Consider the following 16,172-nt stretch of genomic DNA (forward strand, 5'->3'; position numbering starts at 1 on the left):
GGCAGCATAGCCCGTTCCCGCGCAAGGTCCGCGCAAGACTGGCCGCCTAGTCTTGTGCGTAGATGCCCGGGAGATTCCCATGGAACCCGTAAACCTTTTTGATCTCGCCACACGGCAGTCGCAATGGCTGGCCGTGCGCCAGTCGGCGATTGCCTCCAACATCGCCAATGCCAACACGCCAGGCTATACGGCCAATGATGTCGAGCCGTTCGAAAAGGTCCTCGATCGGACCGCGGTGACGCTTGCGGCCACGCAGGCAGGTCACCTTGGCGCCGAAACGGCCAATGCCGGCTTCAACGTCAAGCCGCAGGACCCCAACGGCGCGATCATGCCGTCGAAGAACACCGTGGTTGTCGAGCAGGAGTTGATGAAGGCCGGCGACGTCCGCCGCTCCTTCGAGCTCAACACGGCGATCGTCAAGGCGTTCCATTCGATGATGACCATGGTGGTGAAGAGCTGACCATGGACGCGCTGACAGCAGCCCTCAAAGTCGCGGCCTCCGGCCTAGGCGCCCAGTCGGAACGCCTGCGTGTGGTCTCGGAAAACCTCGCCAACGCCCAGTCGACCGGCAACACGCCCGGCGCCGATCCCTATCGGCGCAAGACGATCACCTTCCAGTCCGAGGTCGACCGCGCAAGCGGCGGCTCGCTGGTGGAAGTCAGCTCGATCTCTCGCGATCCCTCCGACTTCCCGATCGAATTCCAGCCCGGCAACGAAGCCGCCGACGCCAAAGGGTACGTCAAGATGCCAAACGTCAACACGTTGGTTGAAATGGCCGACATGAGCGAGGCGAACCGCTCCTATGAGGCCAACCTGCAGGTCATCAAGCAGGCTCGCGATCTGATTTCCATGACCATCGACCTGATGAGGAACCAGTAAATGATCGGCGGTATCGGGGCACTACAGTTCAAACCGGCAATCGACGGCGCCGACTCAGCCGCGCCCGGCCTTCTTCAAGGCGGTGTCGGGACACCAGCCGGTGAAAGCGTCGGCAGCAGCTTCGCCGAAGTCCTCAGCCATGCCGCGACGAAGACGGTCAAGACGCTGCAGGGCGCCGAACAGATGTCGATACAGGCCCTCAAGGGCGATGCCGACACGCGTCAGGTTGTCGATGCGGTGCTGAGCGCCCAGCAGGCGCTGCAGACCACAATCGCGATCCGCGACAAGGTCGTCTCGGCCTACCTCGAAATCAGCCGCATGAGTATCTAGCATCATGAAAGCACTTGCCATCGCCGCCACCGGCATGAATGCCCAGCAGACCAACCTGGAAGTTATCGCCAACAACATCGCCAACATCAACACCACCGGCTACAAGCGGGCGCGGGCCGAATTCTCCGACCTGCTCTACCAGGTCGACCGCACCCAGGGCGTGCCCAACCGGTCCAACACCTCGCTGGTGCCGGAAGGCGTCTCGATCGGCCTTGGCGTCAAGACGACGGCGGTGCGCAACGTCCACACCCAGGGCGAACTGACCAGCACCGGCAACAGCTTCGACCTGGCGTTGACCGGTAGGGGCTGGTTCCAGATCGAGGGCGCCGACGGCGGCACACTCTACAGCCGCGCCGGCGCCTTCAACACCAATGCCACCGGCCAGCTTGTGACGGTGGACGGCGCCAACGTCATCCCGGCCATCACGGTGCCGACCGACGCCGTCGAGGTGATCGTCAACAAGACCGGCCAGGTCTTTGCTCGCTTGGACGGTCAAACCAACCTCCAGCTTCTCGGCCAGCTCCAGATCGCCAACTTCGCCAACGAGGCTGGCCTGGCGCCGCTCGGCGACAATTTGTTCCAGGAAACGGCTGCCTCTGGCACGGCCAATGTCGGCGTTCCCGGCGATCCAGGCTTCGCCACCATCCAGCAGGGCTATCTGGAATCCTCCAACGTCGATCCGGTCAAGGAAATCACCGAGCTGATCTCGGCGCAGCGCGCCTACGAAATGAACTCCAAGGTCATCCAGGCAGCCGACGACATGGCCTCGGTGGTCTCCAAGAACATCAGGTAACGGATGATGGCCGGGCCGATCTCCCGCGCACTCCGTCGCGCCGCGCTGGCCACCGTCCTGGTGGCCGCAGGCATGCCGGCGTTCGCGCAGGACACGACCGGCCAGTCGGCTACGCAGATCGCCGCCGGCCAGGCCGTCGGCGAGGCCGTGCTGATCCCCAACCGGGTCATCTATCCCGGCGAGATAATCGAGCCCGCCTCGCTCAAGCAGGTGACGCTCATCCCCGGCAAGCACAAACCGGACGGCATGGCGACGCGCTCGGAGGAACTCCAGGGCAAGGTTGCCAAGCGCACGCTTCTGCCGGGACGCTACATTCCGGCCACGGCCATCCGCGACGCCTGGCTGGTCGCACAGGGCGCTTCCGTGCAGGTCTATTTCACCGCCGGCGCGCTGACCATCTCCGCGGCCGGCGTCACGCTGGAGCCAGGCGCCGCCGGCGACCAGATCAAGATCCGCAACATCGATAGCGGCAAGATCATCTCCGGCACGGTGATGACCGACGGCACCATCAAGGTCGGCGCTTCGTGATGCGCGCCTTTGTTCTGCTGCTGAGCACGGCCATCTGCCTTCAGCCGGCACTGGCGGACGGGCTGACGCCCAAGGCCAAGCGCGAGCTGGCGCAGAAAAACGGCGGCGTCTACGACGATCCGGAGTACGATCCGGCCACCACCCAGCGCATGTTTCGGGTCTCGACGGGGCCAAGCACGCTGCCGCCCGGCCAGGTCGCCGCGCGCATCAAGGACATCGCTCAGCTGCAGAGCGCGCGCGACAACCAGCTCGTCGGCTACGGCCTGGTCATCGGCCTTGCCGGCACTGGCGACAGTCTGCGCAACTCGCCGTTCACCGAGCAGTCGATCCGCGCCATGCTGGAGAATCTCGGCATCGCCACCGAAGGCGGCAGCGCGCGCGCCAAGAACGTGGCCGCCGTCATCGTCACCGCCAACATGCCGCCCTTCGTCCAGTCGGGCAGCCGCATCGACATCGACGTCTCCTCGATGGGCGACGCCACCTCGCTTGCCGGCGGCACGCTGGTGATGACGCCGCTGAAGGCGGCAGACGGCGAGATCTATGCCGTCGGGCAAGGCTCCGTGATCGTCGGCGGTTTCACCGCCCAGGGCCAGGCAGAGAAGTTGACGCAGGGCGTTCCGACGGCCGGCCGTGTGCCCAACGGCGCCATCGTCGAGCGCTCGGTGCCGGCCGAGTTCGACGACCAAGGGGTGTTGACGCTGCAACTGCGCAATCCCGATTTTTCCACCGCCATCCACATCGCCGACGCCATCAACGACTACACCTCGCAGCGCTTCGGCATGCGGGTCGCCGCCGAGCGCGATGCGCGCACCGTGCAGATCAGGCGGCCGAAGAATGTCTCCGCCGCGCGTTTCTATGCCGAGATCGAAAATCTGGTCGTCGAGTCGGATGCCCCTGCCCGCGTCGTCATCGACGAGCGTACCGGCACCATCGTCATCGGCAGCAACGTCAGGATCTCGCGCGTGGCGATCAGCCACGGCACGCTTACGGTGCGCATCACCGAAGCGCCGAAAGTTGTCCAGCCGGAACCCTTCTCCAGGGGCGAGACCGCGGTCGAGCCGTTCACCGCCATTGAAGCGAGCCGGCCCGACGCGCGCGTCGCCGTGCTCGACGGTCCCGATCTCGAAACGCTTGTCTCCGGCCTCAATCGCCTCGGCGTAAAGCCCGACGGCATCATCGCCATCCTGCAAGGCATCAAATCGGCCGGCGCCTTGCAGGCCGACCTTGTTCTCCAATAGGCATGCCGATGATCGAGCTTCTCTCCTCGAGGATGCACCGCCCTCTCATGATGATCGCCGCCGCGGCAGCGGCCGCGCTTCTTGGCAGCGCTTCTGTCGGCGCGGAGGAGGTTCGTCAGGTTCTACCCGGCGGACAGGCGCCGCTCCAGCCGGCCCAACTCACGCGCGAGCAGGAGCCGGCCCAGCCGGCCGCACTCGCAGGCGGGAAGGCGCCTGACGAAAGCGAGATCCAGCGCTTCTGCTCCAACATCGCGGACGCCGCACGCGACCGTCGTTACGCGCTTCAGGCCGAGGAACTGAAGCAGCTGCAGGCCGGCATCGACGCGCGCATGAAGGCGCTGGAGGCGAAGCGGGCCGAATATGAAGAATGGCTGAAGCGCCGCGAAGTGTTCCTGGCGCGCGCCGAGGACGGCGTCGTCAAGATCTATGCCGGCATGAAACCCGACGCCGCCGCCGAACGGTTGGCGATGGTCAATGCCGAACTCGCGGCGGCCATCCTGATGAAGCTCGATTCACGCAAGGCCGGCGTCATCTTGAACGAAATGGACCAGAAGGCGGCGGCGACGCTCACCGGCATCATGGCCAGCGCGGCGCGAAGGGTTGATCCGTCATGAAGTTGAAGCTCTTTGTCCTCGTCGCGGTTGCGGCGTTGTCCGGCTGCGGCACCAATTTCAAGGAGATCGGCCGGGAGCCGGCCTTGTCGCCGGTCGGTTCCGGTATCGGCGACGGTGCCTCCGGTCCTTACAGCTATCCCGAGCCACCGGCGGCGCGGCCGAAGAAATTTTCGCTGTGGGACGATCGCCAGAGCCGGCTCTTCACCGATCCCCGCGCCTTGCGCGCCGGCGACATACTGACCGTCAACATCAAGCTCAACGACAGAGCCAATTTCAAGAACCAGAACGATCGCAGCCGCACCGCCGCGCGTAAGCTCGGCTACGACGTCAATCTCGGCTGGGAAAAGGCGAGCACCAGCGGCAAGGGCGACGCCGGCTTGAGCTCCAGCACCGAGACCAATGCCGACGGCGAGATCAAGCGCTCGGAAGACATCGCCCTCAATGTCGCCGCCGTCGTCACCGATGTGCTGCCCAACGGCAACCTGCTGATCAGGGGTTCGCAGGAAGTGCGCGTCAATTACGAGCTTCGGGTGCTGACCATCGCCGGCATGGTGCGTCCCTCCGACATCGGCGCGGAGAATACCATCCCCTACGAGCGCATCGCCGAGGCGCGCATCTCCTATGGCGGCCGTGGCCGCGTGAGCGAGGTCCAGCAGCCGGCCTATGGCCAGCAGGTGCTCGACCAGGTTCTTCCTTTCTAGGGCCCGGAGAGCGCTGCCGTGGCCAATGTCGAGCAGGTTCAGCCCAAGAAGGGACCTTCCGTGGTGATCCAGCTCGCCATGTTGCTGGTCATGACGGGTGCGGCCGTCGGCATGGGCTGGGTTTCCGGCGGCTATCTCAAGCAGGGCGAAACGCCGGCCCCCGTGCCCGCGGCGCCGCAGAATGCCGGCACGGCGGAGAAGCCCGCCGAAGCCGGCAAGTCGGCCGCTGGGCCGACGCTGGTTCAGCTGGCGCCGATCACCACCAATCTCGCCTCGCCGTCGGAAGTCTGGATCCGGCTGGAGGCATCGCTGCTCTACGATGGCCCTCAGGCGCCGGAAATGACCGAGCAGATCCATCAGGATCTGCTCGCTTACGTGCGCACGCTCAAGCTGCATCAGATCGAAGGCGCCAGCGGCTACCAACATCTCAAGGCCGATCTCGAGGAGCGCGCGGCGCTGCGCAGCGGCGGCCACGTCAAACAGGTTCTGGTCAGGACGATGCTGCTCGAATGAGAAAATTCCTCATAGCCACGGCGCTCGTCGTCGTCACCACTTCCGTCGCCGCTGCCCAGCAGCTCGATCTCGGCGGCATCGGCAAGGCCGACGGCACGACCGTTGGCTATCTGATCCAGATGTTCGGCCTGCTCACCGTGCTTTCGGTGGCGCCGGGCCTGCTGATCATGGTGACGAGCTTCACCCGCTTCGTCATCGCCTTCTCGATCCTGCGCGCCGGCATCGGCCTTCAGTCGACGCCGGCAAACCTGATCCTGATCTCGCTGTCGCTGTTCATGACCTTCTATGTCATGGCGCCGACCTTCGACCAGGCCTGGAACACCGGCGTGAAGCCTTTGATGGACAACCGGATTACGCAGGCCGAGGCCTTCGAGAAGATTTCCGGCCCGTTCCGCGACTTCATGCTGCACAATGTGCGCGACAAGGATTTCGACCTCTTTGCCGATCTCGCCAGGGAGCGCGGCCAGACCGTCTCGCGCGAGACCGTCGACCTGCGCATCCTGGTGCCGGCCTTCATGATCTCGGAAATCCGCCGTGGCTTCGAGATCGGCTTCCTTATCGTTTTGCCGTTCCTCGTCATCGACCTCATCGTCGCCACCGTCACCATGGCCATGGGCATGATGATGCTGCCGCCGACGGTGGTGTCGCTGCCGTTCAAGATCCTGTTCTTCGTGCTGATCGACGGTTGGAACCTTCTGGTCGGCAGCCTGGTGCGCTCCTTCACCTGACGCGGCAGCGGGTTGGCACCGCATACTGGCTCGAATTTTACCCAATATATTTTCGATTAACCCTGCGATTTAGCTCTTTGGTAGGGACTGGTCTGCATATTGCTCGCAGATGGCGGGTGATCGGGTTTCAGAGATCATTGGCATGATGCCGCACCGTCATACCGGACATGCCGGTATGTCAAAAAAATCCGTGTAAAAACAAGGTACGAGTACCCATGGCCAGTATCATGACCAACGCCTCGGCGCTGACCGCGCTGCAGAGCTTGAACGCCACCCAGAAGAACCTCGACACCACCCAGGCCCGCATCTCGACGGGCTATCGCGTCTCCCAGGCTTCCGACAACGCCGCTTACTGGTCGATCGCCACCACGATGCGCTCCGACAACCAGGCCATGTCCACCGTTTCGGACGCGCTCGGCCTCGGCGCCTCCAAGGTCGACACCGCTTACACCGGCATGGACAGCGCGATCAGCACCATCAATCAGATTCAGCAGAAGCTGACCGCATCCTTCGGCCAGACGGATGCTTCCAAGGAAAAGACCCAGGTTGAAATCAAGGCTCTTCAGGACCAGTTGAAGGCCTATGCCGATGGCGCCACCTTCTCCGGCACCAACATGCTCTCGGTCAACAGCGGCGCCACCGCCACGACCGCAGCCGACGTCAAGATCGTTTCGGCCTTCAACCGCAGCGCCGCTGGCGCGGTTTCGATCTCGACGATCGACGTCAACGTGGAAAGCATCAAGCTGTACGAGGCCGGCACCGCTGCGGGCGTGACCAAGGGTATCCTCGACGCCGACCGCCTCGGCTCGAGCGGCGCCGTCACCGCGACCGCCTCGAACCCGACCCTGGGCGCCGCTGCGGCGGGCACCGACACTTATTCGGTCGCCACCCTGAAGATCTTCTCGGGCACCACCGCTGCCAGCGACACCCAGATCCAGCAGATGATGAACGTCGTCGACGCCGCACTCAAGGGCATGACGACCGCCGCCACCAAGCTCGGCGCCGCCAAGAGCTCCATCGACCTGCAGAAGACCTTCACGTCGAGCCTGATGGACTCCATCGATCGCGGCGTCGGCCAGCTCGTCGATGCCGACATGAACAAGGAATCGACCCGCCTTCAGGCGCTGCAGGTCCAGCAGCAGCTCGGCGTCCAGGCGCTGTCGATCGCCAACGGCTCGTCGCAGTCGATCCTGTCGCTCTTCCGCGGCTGATCGCTCTACACTGACTAGGCTAAAGCATCGGGCCGCGCCAAAAGCGCGGCCCGATTTGCGTTTGCTCAAGGCTCGCGCAATCCTCGTTCCTTAACCTCTCGAAAGCCTACTTTTAACAGGCCATTAACCATATCGCGCTAGGTATGGTTAACCAATGACTTAGGTTGTCGAATCGGCCCGACCGGCACGATCGCAACCGATGGGCAGGTCGAAACCCGGCCTGTGTGGCATGCCGGCTTTTGAGAAGGAGCGAGTTTCTTGGCGAGCATCATGACGAACGCTGCGGCGTTGACTGCACTTCAAAGCCTCAACGCCACCAACAAGTCGCTCGAGCAGACGCAGGCCCGGATCTCGACCGGCTACCGGGTCTCCCAGGCCGCCGACAACGCTGCCTACTGGTCGATCGCCACGACGATGCGCTCCGACAACCAGGCGCTCTCGACCGTGCAGGATGCGCTCGGTCTCGGCGCCTCGAAGGTCGACACCGCTTACACCGGCATGAACAACGTCCTTTCGACGATCGGCCAGCTCAAGACCAAGCTGCTGTCGAGCGTCGGCCAGTCGGATGCCAACAAGGCAAAGACGCAGACCGAAATCACCTCGCTGCAGGCGCAGATGAAGTCCTTCGCCGATGCCGCCACCTTCTCCGGCTCGAATTTCCTATCGGTGACGTCCAAACAGGTCGCGGCCGCCAATGACGGCGTCCAGCCCGACGCCAAGATCGTTTCCTCGTTCAACCGCTCTTCGTCCGGAGCCATTTCGCTCGGGACGATCGACATCAATGTCGAGAGCACCAAGCTGTTCGATTCGGGGCTTGCCACCGACGTCAAGAACCAGGGCATCCTCGATCGCCAGACTTCGATCTATTCGACAGCTGCGGACCAGTCCGCCTACGATACGGCCTATGCTGCTTCGATCGCCACCGGCAACACCGACATCGCCGCCAACACCGCAGGCCAGGCCGCTGTGACGGGCACGCCCGTAAAGATCGACAACGTATCCGCCTTCAATCTCGACATCACGGCATCGGGCGTGACCGACGACATCATCACGCAGATGGTCACCAAGATCGACAAGGTCATGAGTCAGCTCACCGACTCCGCCACCATCCTCGGCGCCGCCAAGAGCTCGATCGACCTGCAGAAGACCTTCACGCAGAGTCTGATGGACTCCATCGATCGCGGCGTCGGTCAGCTCGTCGATGCCGACATGAACAAGGAATCGACCCGCCTCCAGGCCCTGCAGGTTCAGCAGCAGCTCGGCATCCAGTCCCTGTCGATCGCCAACAGCTCCTCGCAGTCGATCCTGTCGCTGTTCAAGAACGGCTAAGCCGCTCGATCACACCCCGACCGATAGAAGGCCGCGTCTGAAGCGCGGCCTTTTTCGTTGCCCCGAGAGAAATCACACGATCGGCACTTTGCTCGCTCTTCGGCAGCACGCCTATCATCCTCGCACAAGCTTCGCGGTCTAGTCTTCCGGCGGACAGTCGTGCTGGGAGCCGTTGAATCGTGCCGGAACAGATCCAGAGCATCATCGCGAATTTAAAGAGCTTCGGCGTGAGGCGTCTGGCGCTCATGGGCGGCATCGCGGCCCTCGTCATGGCCGTCATCGGCATCGCCTCTGTCTATCTCAACCGCCCGGCCTATGAGACGCTCTATGTCGGCCTCGAGCGCTCCGACGTCAACCAGATCGGCCTGGTGCTCGCCGATGCCGGCGTCGGCTTCGATGTCGGCTCCGACGGAACCTCCGTGCTGGTGCCGGCAGGCACCACCGCGCAGGCGCGCATGCTGCTTGCCGAGAAGGGCCTGCCGACCAGCGCCAATGCCGGCTACGAGCTGTTCGACAATGTCGGCTCGCTCGGCCTCACCTCCTTCATGCAGCAGATCACCCGCGTGCGCGCGCTGGAAGGCGAGATCGCGCGCACCATCCAGTCGATTTCCGGCGTCAAGGCGGCTCGCGTCCACATCGTCATGTCCGAGCGCGCCAATTTCCGCCGCGACGAGCAGCAGCCTTCCGCCTCGGTGGTCATCCGCTACGCCGGTAGCGACGCCGAGAAGAGCGCCATGTCGATCCGCCATCTGGTCGCCGCGGCCGTTCCCGGCCTCTCGGCCGACAAGGTCACCGTGCTCGATTCCAACGGCAACCTGCTGGCCGCCGGCGACGACCCCTCCAACACCAGCGCCGCCCGCACGCTCGGCGTCGAGCAAACGGTCGAAGCGCAGATTGGCGACAACATCCGCCGCGCGCTTACCCCTTATCTCGGCCCCGACAATTTCCGCGCCAGCGTCAAGGCCGACGTCAACACCGACACCCGCCAGACCGAGGAGACGATCTTCGATCCGAACTCGCGCGTCGAGCGTTCGGTGCAATCGGTGAAGACCAACGAGGCCAGCAACCAGAAGCAGGCCTCGACCCCGGCCAGCGTCGAGCAGAACCTGCCGGAGACGCAGACGACCACCACCGAGGGACCGCAATCCACCTCGCAGAACGACCGCAAGGAAGAGATCACCAACTACGAGATCAACTCCAAGAAGATCGCCACCGTCTCCAACGGCTACACCGTCAACAAGATGTCGATCGCGGTCGTCGTCAACCAGGATCGCCTGAAGACCATCCTCGGCAAGGACGCCACGCCGGACCAGATCGCCAAGCGCGTCGCCGACATCCAGAAGATGGTGGCCTCGGCCACCGGCTTCGACGACAAGCGTGGCGATGTCATCGACGTGTCGGCGGTCGAGTTCATCAACGGCCTGGACGGCGAGCCGATCGATCAGCCGGGCATCCTCGCCTCGATCGGCACCTATACCGGCACGCTGATCAATGCCGGCGCCTTCATCGTTGTCGTCTTCCTGGTGGCCTTCTTCGGCCTGAAGCCGATGGCCGCCGCGCTGACGCCATCGGCGAAGCCCCCGGCCATCGCCGGCCCAAGCTTCGACGACGTGCAGCGCTCACTGCCGATGCCCGACGCGCCGGTCGCCGCGATCACCGCCGAAACCCCGGCCGGCGCCCTGTCCGGCGCGCGCGCCGGCGCAACCCCGCTCGACGATCTGCGCCAGAAAATCCGTCCGGCGCCGCAGGACCGGCTTGCCCGCATGGTCGACCTCAATGAGGAGCGCACGGCGCAGATTCTGCGCAAATGGGCGGCCGCCCCGGAAGCCGTGGGTTAGGCCATGGCCTCGGCAGCCCTCTTCGATCTCCTGCCCGATTTTGGTTCGCGGACGCCGCACGCCAACCAGGCGCCAACAGCCGGCGACGCCGGGCATATACCGGCCGCGCCGGCGCCGCAGGCCGATATCGGCGCGCTGATCGCCGAGGCTGTGGCCGACGCGGAGGCAGCGCTCGAGGCGCGCCTTGCGTTCGCCCATCAGGCGGCGCTCGACGGCGAGCGCCAGGCCAACGACGATGCGGCGAAAGCATTCCTTGAGAGCTTCGGCGGCGATCTCGGCACTGCTGTCGCCACGCGGATCGACGCCATGGAACAGCGCGTTGCCGAGCTTGCCGGCGCGACCGTCGCCCGCATCGTCGGCAGCCTTTTCAGCGACGACCTGCAGCAACGTTCGCTCCAGGCCCTTTCGCGCGCCATCAGCGCGGCGGTCGCCGACAGTGAGGCCGTGCGCATCGGTGTTCGGGGACCGCTCTCTTTGTTCGAACCGCTGCAGGCGGCGCTCGGACCCCGTGCCGCCAATCTCGACTTCACCGAGGCGCCGGGCTTCGACCTGACCGTCACCATTCACGGAACGGTGTTCGAGACGCGTATCGCCGAGTGGTCGGCGTCCTTGTCGGAGGTTCTGTCATGAGCGCCATCGACCATGCCGAGCCGCCCCACGAGATCATCATCGTCAAGCGCAATCACGACGGTCATGACGATGGCCACCATGGCGGCGTGTGGAAGATCGCCTTCGCCGACTTCATGACGGCGATGATGTGCTTTTTCCTCGTCATGTGGCTGATCAACGCCGCCAACGAGCAGACCAAGGCGGCCGTCGCCAGCTACTTCAATCCGGTCGAGCTGATCGATCGCAATTCCAGCCGCAAGGGCCTGGAGGATCTCGGAGACGGCCCGAGCAAGGTCGGCCTGACCTCCAACAACCCGCAGGACGGCGCGACCAAGGCGGGCGATGACGGCAAGGGCGGCGCCGGCTCCTCCGAACGCCGGCAGACCAAGCAAGGGGCGCAGGACGCCCAGCTCTCCGATGAAAAGCTGTTTGCCGATCCCTATGCGGTGCTGGCGGAGATCGCCGCAGATACGGGCGTGATGCAGAACGTCAGCGCCAAGGGCGAAGGCGGCGCACAGGCGGCAGGTCCGGCGACCGGTGCCTCCGGCGGCGAATCCTATCGCGATCCGTTCGCGCCGGATTTCTGGTCGCAGCAAGTGGCGGCGCCTGGTGCCGAGGCCACCGCCGAACGCGCCAGGATCGAAGGCGATCCGGCCAAGCCAGGCGAGAAGGTCGCGACAGTCGCGGTGCCGAAGGTGAAGGCCGTTCCGGCTGCTCCTCCGCTGACGGCCGCGCCGCTCGAGCCGCTGGCAACGCCGGAAAAGACCGACACCAAGAGCGGGCAAAAAGCCGCGCAAGGCGAGGCTGAGAAGCCGGCGAGCCAAGGGAACAAGAGCGAGAAAGCACAGGGCGGGAGAGCCGAAGCCGACAAGCGCGAGGCTGCGGCCGGCGACGCCAAAGTCGAAGCGGCGAAGGCGGAAAAGACTGGGCCGGAGCAGGCCGCCGAGAAGGGCGACAAGGCGCCGAGCAAAGCCGCCCTCCAGCAAGCGGCCGAGATCAAGAAGGAACTCGCCAAGGCATTCCTGCCGGGCGAAAAGCTCGCCGACGGCGTCTCGGTCGAGGCCAGCGACAAGGGCGTCGTCATTTCGATCACCGATCAGCTCGATTTCGGCATGTTCGAGATCGGCTCGGCCATGCCGCGCCGCGAGTTGGTGCTGGCGATGGAGAAGATCGGCCGCATCATCAACGAGAAGAAGGGCACCATCACCATCAGCGGCCACACCGACGCGCGGCCGTTCCGCAGCGACACCTACGACAATTGGCGGCTGTCCACCGCGCGCGCCCATTCGGCCTACTACATGCTGGTGCGCGGCGGCGTCGACGAAAGCCGCATCACCGAGGTCGCGGGCTTCGCCGACCGGCAGCCCAAGATCGCCTCCGACCCGATGGCGGCCGCAAACCGCCGCATCGAAATCCTGATGGCGGCTGGCGGATGAGGGGCAGGACCGTCATCGGCCGCGCGATAGAGCACTTCACCGTTTCACCGAAACGGCGAACCGCTCTATCTCTTTCCTTTGATGCGATTCCGGACGGAAGGCCACGGCGAAGTCGCCGAACCTTACCCTCTCGTACTCTTCCTGGAATTGCTCTGGCGCTGCTTCTCGCCGCGGGGCCGACATCGCCTGCCTTCGCGCAGGACGCCCTGCAGCCCTATCAGCTGGTGCGTTCACTGCAGCTGATCCAGGACCGGATTGCCGGCGGCGATCATGCCGCGCTGCCGATGCAGGCAAAACTCCTCGAGATGATCGACGCCCGGATGCGCGATGCGAATGCCGAGGATTTCAAGGAACCTAAGAATTTCCGCGCTTTGCTCGTCTATGGCATGAGCGGCGGCAATCCGGTGACGGTCGCGGCTGCGGCTTCGCGCGCAATTACCGACCCGCAAAGCCTCGCCATCGCCAAGGGCGTCGTCGCCTATCTGAACGGGAGGCCGGCCGAGGCGATCGAAATGCTGAAGCCGATCGATCCGATGAGCGTGCCGGCCGACATCGGTGCCTTCCTGGCGCTGGTCAAGGGCTCGCTGCTTGCGACCGACGATCCTGCCCAGGCGCTTGCTCTACTGGACGAAGCGCGCCTGCTCAGCCCCGGCACGCTGGTCGAGGAGGCAGCGCTTCGCCGCTCCGTCGGCATCGCGGCCGCGCAAGGCGACGCCGCCCGCTTCGCGCTGGCCTCGACCCAATATGTCGCGTCCTATCTTTATTCGCCTTACGCCAGCCAGTTCGCCGATGCCTTTGTCTCCGGCGTCATGACGCTGCATATGGCGATCAGCCAGGACAAGATCGCCGACATCACCTCGATGATGGATTCGGAGCGCGAGAAGGTGATCTACCTGCGCATCGCGCGCCGCGCCGCGATCGACGGGATGATGGAGCTGTCGGTTTTCGCCTCGGCCAAGGCGGAGCTGGGCCGCAACGGCAACGGCAACCAGGACGACCCGCGCACCCAACTCTATTCGAGCCTTTCCACCATGACTTCGGCCGGCGTCGATGACGTACGCGCCAAGCTCGGCAAGATCGATCGTGGTAAGCTCTCGGAAAGCGACCGTGCCTTGCTCGACGCCGCGCGAGCCGTGGCCGGCGAGGTCGTGGCACCGGTGAAGTCGGCCGCCAGGGACGAAGCCGCGCCTGCTGTCCCGGCAAAGAGCGACGATGCGAAATCCACAGCCGAGGCCTCGGCCGATGCGGCCAATGCGGACTTGCCTCCGGTGGAAGGAGCGATGCCCGACCAGCCGGCGGTCGCGGCGAGCGGTCAGGCCAAGGACATGCCGCCCGTGGCTTCGCCGCCACCTGCCCCGCAGCCGGCGCAAACAACAGCTGAAACGCAGGCGGCCGTACCGATACAGGCCGCCGACGCCGCACCCGTGGTGCCCGCGTCCGCGCTAGCGGCAACCCCCGATGCGCACGACCCTGTCGATGCGGCGGTGACCAGCACGCGACGTCAGCTCGACCAGATCGACCAACTCCTCGGAGCAGCCCCAAAATGACCAATGTCAGCCAGACCCTGCCGGGCTTTGCTTCGACCCAGCCCCGGCAGCACGCCGCCGGCGGCAAGGACAACGATCAGCACTTCGGCGAGATGGTGCAGGGGACGGAGAAGTCCGATCGGCCGCAGGACAGGCACGCGGCCGGATCGGTAATGCCGGACGGGCATCTGGCAAAGCGCTCATCGGCCAACAACGGCAAGCAGGAGCCGGACCAGGACCCGCAGGGGAGAACCGGTTCGCAGAAAGCAGCCACGGGAAAGTCCGCCAGGACCAGCGCTCAGGCTGGTCAGGTGAAACAAACGGCGAGCAAAGACACCACCGCGCAATCCAACGATTCCGCGCCGCTGCAGGATCGTCTGCCGTTGCTGATGGCGCTGAGTGACATGAAGCATTTCGCGCAATCGTCGGGAATGGACTCCGCCGCCGGTGAAAAGGGCGCCGGCGAGCACGGATCGCTGGAATTGCCCCTGCGTCCGGGCAAGCGCGCAGCGGTCGGCAATTCCACCGAACCGCTGACGCGATCCGCCCGTTCGACGGCGGCGGAAGATGCCGGGCCCGATTTCGGGCAGAAACAGTTGAAGGCGCAAGTGACCCTCGACATGCCGGGCCGCCGCGATGCCAATGCGTTGCCGGTGCAAGGGGATGGGGCAAAGGCCGACGGCATAGTGCCGTCGCGAGGCTGGCGGCCGGCATCCGCCTCCAAGGCCTCGCAACAGTCTCAGTCCATCACGCAGCAGACAGCGGCCAAGCCGTCTTCCGCCGGCCGCATGGAAGTCGTCAGCCAGCAGAGCTTCCCGGCGCCGGCGCAGAACCCGATCAACCAGACGGCATCGGCGCTTGTTGAAGCGCTTGCCTCCGACAATGGCGTTCAGCAGGCCTTTGCGAGCGCCTCGGGAGGCTCCCGGACGACCAATTCTGTTGCCGTTCCGACACATGTGCTCAAGATCGAGCTCCACCCTTCGGAGCTAGGATCGGTCACCGCCAGCCTGCGGCTCTCGGGGGAGCAACTTTCGATTGAGATGAAGCCCGAGACACACGAGGCATATCGCCGTCTCACTACCGACAGCGATGCCATCATCAAGTCCATGCGCAGCCTCGGCTTCGATGTCGACAAGGTTACCATTCTGCAACCCTCGATAGCAGCGCACGCGGCCAGCCGCGCCGACGCAAACAGCGCGATGCCGATGTCGACTGGTCGCGACCAGCCTTCGTTCCAGCCCGGGGACTCGGGCGGCAACGGCGCGGGCGGCGGCCGGCAACCGGGAAGGAACGATGGCAATGGCGCACAGGAATTCGGTCGTGCTGCTTCGCCTCCTCGCGAGCGCGCTGGCGACGATATGTATATCTAGTTTCGCTGCCGGCACTGCCAGCGCCGCCGCCAATCCCTGCGAGCCCGAGATCCTGCGCGCCGCCGATCGCTACGGCGTGCCGACCGGCATTCTCTACGCGGTTGGCCTGACCGAGACTGGAAAGAAGGGCAGCCTTCAGCCTAATGCCTTGAATATAGAAGGAAAAACTGTCTTTCCGCACAGCCGAGGCGAGGCGCTCGCCACGGTCGAGAACGCTCGGCGCGAAGGCAAGGTGCTGATCGATCTCGGCTGCATGCAGATCAACCAGCACTATCATGGCGATCATTTCCGTAGCGTCGACGACATGCTCGACCCGCATCAGAATGTCGACTATGCGGCGCGCTTCCTGGCGAGCCTGCACGCCCGGCATATGACCTGGTCGATGGCTGTCGCCCGCTACCATGCCGGCCCCGACAACGACCCGGCGCAGAAGGTCTATGTCTGCCGCGTCATAGCCAACATGGTCGCCACCGGCTTCGGCAAATGGACGCCGAATGCCAGCGCCTTCTGCAACCAATAGTTGTCTTAT

At 64.8% G+C, this 16,172-nt stretch carries 18 protein-coding genes; all 18 read left to right on the forward strand.

Annotated elements, in window-relative coordinates; translation table 11 throughout:
- Positions 1 to 79 precede the first annotated feature (79 nt).
- The 18 genes from flgB (at position 80) to RFM68_RS30135 (ending at position 16,163) form a co-directional block, all read left to right on the forward strand.
- Positions 80 to 460, forward strand: a complete 381-nt coding sequence (gene flgB / locus RFM68_RS30050) for a flagellar basal body rod protein FlgB (RefSeq protein WP_320236598.1) — start codon at positions 80 to 82, stop codon at positions 458 to 460.
- A 2-nt stretch (positions 461 to 462) separates the two neighbouring features.
- Positions 463 to 879: a flagellar basal body rod protein FlgC gene (gene flgC / locus RFM68_RS30055; protein ID WP_320212446.1), complete on the forward strand. Its 417-nt coding sequence runs from the start codon at positions 463 to 465 to the stop codon at positions 877 to 879.
- The gene (gene fliE, locus RFM68_RS30060) at positions 880 to 1,209 is read left to right on the forward strand and encodes a flagellar hook-basal body complex protein FliE (protein ID WP_320236599.1); all 330 of its coding nucleotides are present in this window, start codon (positions 880 to 882) and stop codon (positions 1,207 to 1,209) included. It abuts the gene before it with no gap.
- Between the two features lie 4 nt (positions 1,210 to 1,213).
- Complete coding sequence (flgG, locus tag RFM68_RS30065) at positions 1,214 to 2,002, forward strand: flagellar basal-body rod protein FlgG (RefSeq protein ID WP_320236600.1); 789 nt, start codon at positions 1,214 to 1,216, stop codon at positions 2,000 to 2,002.
- A 6-nt stretch (positions 2,003 to 2,008) separates the two neighbouring features.
- Positions 2,009 to 2,530: a flagellar basal body P-ring formation chaperone FlgA gene (gene flgA / locus RFM68_RS30070; RefSeq protein WP_320236601.1), complete on the forward strand. Its 522-nt coding sequence runs from the start codon at positions 2,009 to 2,011 to the stop codon at positions 2,528 to 2,530.
- Between the two features lie 149 nt (positions 2,531 to 2,679).
- Positions 2,680 to 3,768 carry a flagellar basal body P-ring protein FlgI gene (locus tag RFM68_RS30075; protein ID WP_320236676.1) on the forward strand — a complete coding sequence of 363 codons (1,089 nt, stop codon included), beginning with the start codon at positions 2,680 to 2,682 and terminating at the stop codon, positions 3,766 to 3,768.
- Positions 3,769 to 3,770: 2 nt separating this feature from the next.
- Entirely contained in the window at positions 3,771 to 4,382 is a 612-nt protein-coding gene (locus RFM68_RS30080) for a MotE family protein (RefSeq protein ID WP_430694976.1), read from the forward strand.
- Positions 4,379 to 5,083, forward strand: a complete 705-nt coding sequence (gene flgH / locus RFM68_RS30085; protein WP_320236605.1) for a flagellar basal body L-ring protein FlgH — start codon at positions 4,379 to 4,381, stop codon at positions 5,081 to 5,083. Before RFM68_RS30080 ends, flgH begins: the two co-directional genes overlap by 4 nt.
- 18 nt (positions 5,084 to 5,101) lie before the next feature.
- On the forward strand, positions 5,102 to 5,596 hold the full coding sequence (locus RFM68_RS30090) for a flagellar basal body-associated FliL family protein (RefSeq protein WP_320236606.1): 495 nt from the start codon (positions 5,102 to 5,104) through the stop codon (positions 5,594 to 5,596).
- The gene (gene fliP, locus RFM68_RS30095) at positions 5,593 to 6,324 is read left to right on the forward strand and encodes a flagellar type III secretion system pore protein FliP (RefSeq protein WP_320236607.1); all 732 of its coding nucleotides are present in this window, start codon (positions 5,593 to 5,595) and stop codon (positions 6,322 to 6,324) included. The genes RFM68_RS30090 and fliP overlap by 4 nt, the downstream gene beginning before the upstream one ends.
- Before the next feature lie 215 nt (positions 6,325 to 6,539).
- Complete coding sequence (locus tag RFM68_RS30100; RefSeq protein WP_320236608.1) at positions 6,540 to 7,535, forward strand: flagellin N-terminal helical domain-containing protein; 996 nt, start codon at positions 6,540 to 6,542, stop codon at positions 7,533 to 7,535.
- Between the two features lie 258 nt (positions 7,536 to 7,793).
- Complete coding sequence (locus RFM68_RS30105; protein WP_320236609.1) at positions 7,794 to 8,864, forward strand: flagellin N-terminal helical domain-containing protein; 1,071 nt, start codon at positions 7,794 to 7,796, stop codon at positions 8,862 to 8,864.
- 179 nt (positions 8,865 to 9,043) lie between these two features.
- Entirely contained in the window at positions 9,044 to 10,702 is a 1,659-nt protein-coding gene (fliF, locus tag RFM68_RS30110) for a flagellar basal-body MS-ring/collar protein FliF (RefSeq protein WP_320236610.1), read from the forward strand.
- Between the two features lie 3 nt (positions 10,703 to 10,705).
- The gene (locus RFM68_RS30115; RefSeq protein WP_320236611.1) at positions 10,706 to 11,332 is read left to right on the forward strand and encodes a hypothetical protein; all 627 of its coding nucleotides are present in this window, start codon (positions 10,706 to 10,708) and stop codon (positions 11,330 to 11,332) included.
- Positions 11,329 to 12,747: a MotB family protein gene (locus RFM68_RS30120; protein WP_320236612.1), complete on the forward strand. Its 1,419-nt coding sequence runs from the start codon at positions 11,329 to 11,331 to the stop codon at positions 12,745 to 12,747. Before RFM68_RS30115 ends, RFM68_RS30120 begins: the two co-directional genes overlap by 4 nt.
- A gap of 146 nt (positions 12,748 to 12,893) precedes the next feature.
- On the forward strand, positions 12,894 to 14,294 hold the full coding sequence (locus tag RFM68_RS30125) for a MotC family chemotaxis protein (protein WP_502572771.1): 1,401 nt from the start codon (positions 12,894 to 12,896) through the stop codon (positions 14,292 to 14,294).
- Positions 14,291 to 15,643, forward strand: a complete 1,353-nt coding sequence (gene fliK, locus RFM68_RS30130) for a flagellar hook-length control protein FliK (RefSeq protein WP_320236614.1) — start codon at positions 14,291 to 14,293, stop codon at positions 15,641 to 15,643. The genes RFM68_RS30125 and fliK overlap by 4 nt, the downstream gene beginning before the upstream one ends.
- Positions 15,573 to 16,163 carry a transglycosylase SLT domain-containing protein gene (locus RFM68_RS30135; RefSeq protein WP_430694977.1) on the forward strand — a complete coding sequence of 197 codons (591 nt, stop codon included), beginning with the start codon at positions 15,573 to 15,575 and terminating at the stop codon, positions 16,161 to 16,163. The genes fliK and RFM68_RS30135 overlap by 71 nt, the downstream gene beginning before the upstream one ends.
- The last annotated feature ends 9 nt before the right edge of the window (positions 16,164 to 16,172 follow it).

Source organism: Mesorhizobium montanum (assembly GCF_033977145.1).
GTDB lineage: Bacteria > Pseudomonadota > Alphaproteobacteria > Rhizobiales > Rhizobiaceae > Mesorhizobium > Mesorhizobium montanum.

Coding starts and splice junctions, on each gene's coding strand:
- RFM68_RS30115 (WP_320236611.1), top strand. CDS start 10,706: ATGGCCTCGGCAGCCCTCTTCGATCTCCTGCCCGATTTTGGTTCGCGG.
- RFM68_RS30120 (WP_320236612.1), top strand. CDS start 11,329: ATGAGCGCCATCGACCATGCCGAGCCGCCCCACGAGATCATCATCGTC.
- RFM68_RS30100 (WP_320236608.1), top strand. CDS start 6,540: ATGGCCAGTATCATGACCAACGCCTCGGCGCTGACCGCGCTGCAGAGC.
- fliK (WP_320236614.1), top strand. CDS start 14,291: ATGACCAATGTCAGCCAGACCCTGCCGGGCTTTGCTTCGACCCAGCCC.
- RFM68_RS30075 (WP_320236676.1), top strand. CDS start 2,680: ATGTTTCGGGTCTCGACGGGGCCAAGCACGCTGCCGCCCGGCCAGGTC.
- flgH (WP_320236605.1), top strand. CDS start 4,379: ATGAAGTTGAAGCTCTTTGTCCTCGTCGCGGTTGCGGCGTTGTCCGGC.
- flgC (WP_320212446.1), top strand. CDS start 463: ATGGACGCGCTGACAGCAGCCCTCAAAGTCGCGGCCTCCGGCCTAGGC.
- flgB (WP_320236598.1), top strand. CDS start 80: ATGGAACCCGTAAACCTTTTTGATCTCGCCACACGGCAGTCGCAATGG.
- RFM68_RS30080 (WP_430694976.1), top strand. CDS start 3,771: ATGCCGATGATCGAGCTTCTCTCCTCGAGGATGCACCGCCCTCTCATG.
- flgG (WP_320236600.1), top strand. CDS start 1,214: ATGAAAGCACTTGCCATCGCCGCCACCGGCATGAATGCCCAGCAGACC.
- fliE (WP_320236599.1), top strand. CDS start 880: ATGATCGGCGGTATCGGGGCACTACAGTTCAAACCGGCAATCGACGGC.
- fliP (WP_320236607.1), top strand. CDS start 5,593: ATGAGAAAATTCCTCATAGCCACGGCGCTCGTCGTCGTCACCACTTCC.
- flgA (WP_320236601.1), top strand. CDS start 2,009: ATGGCCGGGCCGATCTCCCGCGCACTCCGTCGCGCCGCGCTGGCCACC.
- RFM68_RS30135 (WP_430694977.1), top strand. CDS start 15,573: ATGGCGCACAGGAATTCGGTCGTGCTGCTTCGCCTCCTCGCGAGCGCG.